This is a genomic window from Streptococcus sp. HMSC074B11, from assembly GCF_001808705.1.
In the GTDB taxonomy this organism is placed as follows: Bacteria; Bacillota; Bacilli; order Lactobacillales; family Streptococcaceae; genus Streptococcus.
On the sequence record NZ_KV794234.1, the window covers coordinates 12,906 to 19,378 of the forward strand.

The window sequence follows — 6,473 nt, forward strand, 5'->3', positions numbered from 1 at the left end:
CTAGTTTGCTCTTTAATTTTCATTGAGTATAAAAAGATACGAAAAAGCCCTGTTCCTCATCATGAGGAGCAAGGCTTTTTAAGTTTCAATTATTCTTCAGTTCCAAGGAAGTTTTTAGCAACAAGGGCTGCAAGAACGCCACCAACGATTGGTGCAAGGATGAAAATCCAAACTTGTTGAAGGGCTGCGCCACCTACCAAGACAGCAGGAGCCAAGCTACGAGCTGGGTTTACTGAAAGTCCAGTGATGTTCAAGCCAGCAAGAATCAAAGCTGTCAATGACAAACCAATCACCAAACCAGCAATTGCGCCATTCCCTTTGCTTGCTGAAGTTACAGTCATGATGACCAAAACAAACAAGAATGTTGCGATTGTTTCAAACAAGAAACCACCAAAGACAGTTACTCCGTTTGCCAAGGCATTTTCACCAAGACTTGCAGTTGACATACCTGAATTTGCCAAGAGGAAGAACACAGATCCTGATGCAAGGAAAGCACCGACTACTTGTCCGAGGATGTAGTTTACAAGCTCTGAAGATGACAAACGTTTGTTAACAAACATAGCGATAGAAACAGCTGGGTTCAAGTGAGCACCTGAAACAGTTCCGATTGAGAAGGCTGCGACTACGATTGCCAAACCAAAAGCAAGAGCAATCCCAAGGTGTCCAAGTCCTTCAACACCATTTCCAAAAACAACAGCTCCTGTTCCGATGAACACAAGCATAAAAGTACCGATTAATTCAGCAACAAATTTTTTCATATTAAGTCTCCTTTTTTCAAACTATGTATTAGTCTATCAGAAGGAGGAAAGGGTTTCAAGAAATGTGCTTGGAAATTTTGTGTAAGTTTTCACATTTAATAGTCGAAATCTAATATTGAAAAGATTGAATTGCTTTTTTCAAGTCATCTTGTAAACTATTTCTCTGGTCGAGTTGAACATAGACTTCTAAGAGACAGGATCTAAAATTGGAAAATTTATAAAAATCTTCCGTCTCTTCTATCGGGAAATCAATTGACTTTATCCAAGAGACTAGTGTCGCTTGATCCACCTTGCCTTGCAAAATAGGTTCGTAAAGCACTCTGGCTAAGCGCCATTCCTCATCATCTATAAAGCGAATCGAAATTCTTTTAAACAGTTGACCAAGGATCTCAAACACCTCATAAATTCGACTTGCAGAAAAGTCTGGATGACAAACGACTTCAGTCAAGAGATCCGCTCCATGCGCAAAAGCATGTACCCAACCATACTGGCTTGAAAAACCAGTCGTATCCTCTTCTTTTTCAAGGTAGTGCAAACCTTGATCGAGCATCGTATTTCTGATATCAGTTTTAAGCACTTGATAATAAAGAGAGTGTTGGTTGCCATCGGCAGATAAGAGATTGGCATAAATAAGGGCCCTAAAAGAACGGTCAAGCGTTGAAGTTCCTAGCTTATCGAGCTCTTTATCTAGTCCACCATCAGAAACAATCATAGCAGATATAAATTGAAATTGCTCCTTTGTAAATAACTCTTCTTGGATCCCTCTAGCCAAACTGGTAAAAACCAATTCATCGCGAATTTCTGGACTCGAATCCCCTAAGTGCTCAAGTAACCACTGGAGTTCTTTTTGACTATAACTCGGTTTTTCTTCTGTTATTTTTCTATGTAACTCTTGATACATGGTCAATACCTCTACATTTCTAGCAACTTGATATAATCCAGACCCCATTTCTCGACAGCATCTAAAACAACTCTGAATTCCTGTCCCATTTCGGTTAAGCTGTACTCAACTCGTGGGGGAACTTCCGCATAGACCTTTCGTTGAATAATCTTATCCTTTTCTAATTGACGGAGATGACGTGTCAAAATAGTTTGAGTAATCCCAGGCAATAATCTCTGCAATTCTTTAAATCGTTTAGTACCCGTACTCAACTGATAAATGATTACCAGTGCCCATTTCCCCGTTAAAACCCTCTGCGTTGTCGCAAATGGACAAATACCATACTCACTCACTTTATTTGGCATAAAATATCTTCTTTCTATTTTTTTAAAAAAATTTATCTTTTAGTATCAACAATAGTACTACTTTTGATACTAGCTATCGAAAAAGTGTCTACTTGTTTTTTCGATTGTAACTGTTACAATTATATCATAAAAAAGAAATGGAGAATATATATGTCAACAAACTTAGAAATTTTCAACGCTTATAACCAAGCTTTAATTGCTGGTGACTTTCCTGGTGTCTTTGAAACGATGGCAGACGATATTATCTGGCATCAACCTGGTACTCATAGTATATCTGGTACAGTTGTTGGTAAGGACAAGCTAGGAACTCACCTGGCTACATTTGCTGAGAAAACTAATGGAACCTTTAAGGTGATAACAAATTGGGTTTCTGACAATAAGGATTTAATCGCAGCCAATGTTACTTTTCTTGGAACACGGGCTGATGGTACTGAACTCAATATGAACGGGATTGACCTCTTCCGTATTGAAGACGGAAAAATCAAAGAAGTTTGGCTCTTCTCTTCAGATCAAGCTGAAGAAGATAGCTTTTGGGGATAATTTAAGAGGCCAGGACAAAAATTTTGATTTTATGAATTCTTTATTATAAATTTTTAAAATCGATAGATTAGAAAAAAAGCGAACAAGACAGAATTCTGAGTGTCAGATAACTCGTTTTGTTCGTTTTTTATATTTAAGGTTAAACTTTTGTCCCAGACTCTTTTAATTTACTCTCCCAACTGGGCACTTTAAGCTATAATCTAATCAACTGTATCAGACAAGAACTGAATGGTATCACGGAGTGGTTTATCCGTTGAAATATCGGCTCCGATAATCATGGCTGACTCAAGTGGTGTCTTGCTACCACCTGATTTGAGGAGATTGAGCCAGTCTCTAACTCCATTCTCAGAGTTTTTAAGATGAAGGTAACCAGCAGTCGAGATGACAAGTCCTGCTGAGTAAGTGTAGCTATACAAGCCCATGTAGTAGTGAGCTTGGCGCATCCAAGTCAGTGCTGCATCATCATCAATCTCAATAGCATCTCCCCAGAAGTCAGTCAAGACTTCCTTCATAATACTGTTGAGTTTGCTTGCCCCAAAGGTTTCTCCTTCTTCAATCAATGTATACACCTTACGCTGGAAGGTTGCTTCCAAGAGGTGAGTAATGAAATTATGGAAGTAAGTATCTGTCAAACGGTGAGCAAGGGCGAAACGTTTTTGACGAGGGTCGTCAGATTGGTGCTCCAAGTAGTCACTGAGGAGCAATTCATTGAAGGTCGAAGGCGCTTCGACATAGTAGGTCGACATGTGGGCATTAAAATAGCTTTGGTGATTGTCAGAAAAGATGAATTGACCAGAATGCCCGATTTCATGAATCAAGGTATAAACATCGCTCAAACGATCTGTCCAGCTCATAAGGTCATATGGATGTATACGGTAGGGATTATCTGTCTCCCCCCAATCATACACATTTATTATACAACATTCTTTTCTAGCTATCTCCATTATAAGAAATAAACATGTTAGTCTCATATAGTTTTTTCACTCTTAGAGGGTTAATTTTTTCCAAAAATCAAGTATTTATTTGACACAAATTTCACAAAGGTGTATACTGAAACATGATAGGACTTCTTTTAGAAACCTATCACGACTCACTTATAAACCTTTTGCTGTTCTTTTATGAACGTTTGAATGGTATCACGGATACCGAGGAGGAATCATATGTCTAAAGTAGCTATCGTTACAGGTGCAGGTCAAGGGATCGGTTTTGCAATCGCAAAACGCTTGGTTCAAGATGGTTTTAAGGTTGGAGTTTTAGACTACAACGCTGAAACAGCTGAGAAAGCAGTTGCTGAATTGTCAGCAGATAAAGCTTTTGCTGTTGTAGCTGATGTGTCTAAACAAGCAGAAGTTGCTGCAGCTTTCCAAAAAGTTGTCGATCATTTCGGAGACTTAAACGTTGTTGTAAACAACGCTGGTGTCGCTCCTACTACACCTCTGGATACAATTACAGAGGAACAATTCGCTCGCACATTTGCTATTAACGTCGGTGGGGTGATTTGGGGAGCACAAGCTGCTCAAGCTCAGTTCAAAGCACTTGGTCACGGTGGTAAAATCATCAATGCTACTTCTCAAGCAGGTGTTGTCGGAAATCCAAACTTGACTGTTTACGGCGGTACAAAATTCGCTGTTCGTGGTATTACTCAAACATTGGCGCGTGATTTAGCAGAGTCAGGTATCACTGTCAACGCCTATGCTCCAGGTATCGTAAAAACACCAATGATGTATGATATCGCTCATGAAGTTGGAAAAAATGCAGGAAAAGATGACGAGTGGGGTATGCAAACATTCGCAAAAGATATTACATTGAAACGCCTATCTGAACCAGAAGATGTAGCTGCAGCAGTTAGCTTCCTTGCTGGATCAGATTCAAACTACATTACAGGTCAAACCATTATCGTTGATGGTGGTATGCAATTCCATTAAGATTAAAAAAAGTGAGGTTGGAAAAAATCCAACCTCTTTTATCATCTCTACGATTCCAATTTTCGGAGTCGTTTTTTGTCATTTAAAACAATCTTTCTGTCCTATTCATGCTTCAGAAATGAAAGGATTTCTTCAAGACTAGCGGAACTTCCTTGCTCTAAATAGCGTGATTTACTACCATTTTGATAGACTGAAAGATTCGGAACGGTTTGGATATCCATTTCTTTTGCAAAGGCTGTAATCTCATCCTTTTCATCAGAATCACTATCCAAATAATAGACCGTCTGGTGACTTTTTTGAATCGCTAGAGCCAAATTGGGCACAAACTTTTGACAGTAGGGACAGGATTCTCTTCCAATGTAGACGACAAACTCGTCGCCATTTGCAAGTTTGGAGCGCATTTCTTTCATATTGATTGCTTTGGTATACTGAACAGCTTCCTGATAAGTTTTTGGAAGAACAGGCTGACTGAATTTCCAAATCATAAACAAAATAGGCATAGCAATTCCAATGATAATCAAGCTAAGTTTTTTATTGACACGCACTAGCATCTCCGTCCTTTTCTAAGTATTTTCCCTAGTCTAATCGCCCACGACAAGATATAAAATCCAACCGATAGATCTATAATAACGCACATTCTGAAGACAAAGTCTTCAGCAAACTTTATGAAATAAATGTCATTCTAAAATCTCAACGATATAACTCTATTGTTGCACTTTTATGATTTTATTCTCCCAACTGGGCACTGTAGTTGATAATTTGGTCAACCGTGTCAGACAAGAATTGAATGGAAAAATCAGCCAACCTCTTTTATTAATTTTCATTATCATTTAGGAGGATATTTTATCAATACCTCTACCTTTCTGGTGACTTATCAAAAAGCCATTCTTAAATGACTTTGTATCTTATTCTTTTTTAGATGGAGTTTTTCCTGCAGCAATTGCATCGGCCTCTGTCATCTCAACAACATTAGCTTTATTAGTATTTGACGGCATTCTATCTTTGTTATACCAATATACTTTCGCTTGCCCATTCTTAGCGACATAAACAATTCTATCTTGCTGTTGGGCTTTATTTTCAGCTTCACGCGCAATTCTTTTCTCTTCTTCTTTTTGAGAAATTAATGACTCAACTGCACCTATTCTATCAAGCAATTCTGTCTTTTTATCATTATTTTCAATCTGATTAACTGTCTCTTTAGCAGACTTCACTTGACTCGCATCTTGAATTTCTTCCAATTGTTTGACTAAGGTTTCACCTTTTTCTTGCAACTCCTTTGTAGCTTTTTCTTTGGCAATTCTTTCTTCTTCCGCTTTTTCTTTAGCCTTTTTCTCTTCTTCGATTCGTTTTGCTTCCTCTATGCTAGATGAAGTATCCGTAGTTGAAGCTGTCGAAGTAGTAGATGTCGCAGTCTGCTTAGTTTCTGATTGAGAAGATGAAATTTTCTTTGTGACTGTCGGAGTTTGAAGAGCAACTGCAACAAAACTGACAATGAAAAGCCCTATCATTAGATTTCTTTTTCGAATATCTGGCGATTTCTTTACAAAATACCAAATACCAACTCCGCTCAAAACAAGATAGAGAGTAGGCAAAGCAATCAATAAAATGATTCCCAACAAAACTAGACCAATTTTGATAAAGAGCATTCTTTTGAGGTCTTGCTCTAGCCATTTTTTGATTCTATTCATATTATTCTCCTAAAACTCTGTCCAATCTTTACTCTCCCAACTGGGCACTATAGGCAATAATCTGATCAACCGTGTCTGACAAGAACTGGATGGTATCACGGAGTGGTTTGTCTGTTGAAATATCCGCACCGATAATCATGGCTGACTCAAGTGGTGTCTTGCTACCACCTGATTTGAGGAGATTGAGCCAGTCTTCAGCTCCAGTTTCTGAATGTTTCAGATGAAGGTAACCCGCAGTCGAGATGACTAGTCCTGCTGAATAGGTATAACTATACAAGCCCATGTAATAGTGAGCTTGGCGCATCCAAGTCAGTGCT

Annotated in this window: 7 protein-coding genes and 2 pseudogenes; 2 read left to right on the forward strand and 7 right to left on the reverse strand. The window is 38.5% G+C overall.

Translation table 11 applies throughout. The annotated features are described in order from the left end of the window. Positions 1-89: 89 nt before the first annotated feature. The 3 genes from HMPREF2619_RS01355 to HMPREF2619_RS01365 all read right to left on the reverse strand — a co-directional run bounded on the left by HMPREF2619_RS01355 (position 90) and on the right by HMPREF2619_RS01365 (position 2,003). On the reverse strand, positions 90-758 hold the full coding sequence (locus HMPREF2619_RS01355; RefSeq protein ID WP_004250764.1) for an MIP/aquaporin family protein: 669 nt from the start codon (positions 756-758) through the stop codon (positions 90-92). A 109-nt stretch (positions 759-867) separates the two neighbouring features. Next, positions 868-1,659 (reverse strand): DUF2785 domain-containing protein, encoded by a 792-nt coding sequence (locus HMPREF2619_RS01360; RefSeq protein ID WP_070458425.1) that lies wholly within the window; start codon positions 1,657-1,659, stop codon positions 868-870. 11 nt (positions 1,660-1,670) lie between these two features. Next, positions 1,671-2,003 (reverse strand): winged helix-turn-helix transcriptional regulator, encoded by a 333-nt coding sequence (locus HMPREF2619_RS01365; protein WP_049503255.1) that lies wholly within the window; start codon positions 2,001-2,003, stop codon positions 1,671-1,673. A 150-nt stretch (positions 2,004-2,153) separates the two neighbouring features. Here HMPREF2619_RS01365 and HMPREF2619_RS01370 point away from each other — a divergent pair, with 150 nt between their 5' ends. Then, positions 2,154-2,543, forward strand: coding sequence for a nuclear transport factor 2 family protein (locus tag HMPREF2619_RS01370; RefSeq protein ID WP_000106197.1), 390 nt, complete (start codon positions 2,154-2,156; stop codon positions 2,541-2,543). 200 nt (positions 2,544-2,743) lie between these two features. On the opposite strand, the pseudogene HMPREF2619_RS01375 reads toward HMPREF2619_RS01370, so the two are convergent. Then, positions 2,744-3,439: pseudogene (locus tag HMPREF2619_RS01375) on the reverse strand (M3 family metallopeptidase); the annotation flags it as partial. Between the two features lie 264 nt (positions 3,440-3,703). Between HMPREF2619_RS01375 and HMPREF2619_RS01380 the strand changes: the two are divergent. Next, a complete protein-coding gene (locus HMPREF2619_RS01380; RefSeq protein WP_070458427.1) occupies positions 3,704-4,468 on the forward strand; it encodes a (S)-acetoin forming diacetyl reductase in 765 nt (254 codons plus the stop codon). Between the two features lie 101 nt (positions 4,469-4,569). On the opposite strand, the gene HMPREF2619_RS01385 is transcribed toward HMPREF2619_RS01380, so the two are convergent. From HMPREF2619_RS01385 to HMPREF2619_RS11545, 3 genes and pseudogenes are all read right to left on the reverse strand, one after another. Continuing rightward, positions 4,570-5,019 (reverse strand): thioredoxin family protein, encoded by a 450-nt coding sequence (locus HMPREF2619_RS01385; protein ID WP_261673707.1) that lies wholly within the window; start codon positions 5,017-5,019, stop codon positions 4,570-4,572. 354 nt (positions 5,020-5,373) lie between these two features. After that, a complete protein-coding gene (locus tag HMPREF2619_RS01390; protein WP_070458430.1) occupies positions 5,374-6,156 on the reverse strand; it encodes a deoxyribonuclease in 783 nt (260 codons plus the stop codon). Positions 6,157-6,184: 28 nt separating this feature from the next. Further along, a pseudogene (locus HMPREF2619_RS11545) lies at positions 6,185-6,473 on the reverse strand (M3 family metallopeptidase); the annotation flags it as partial.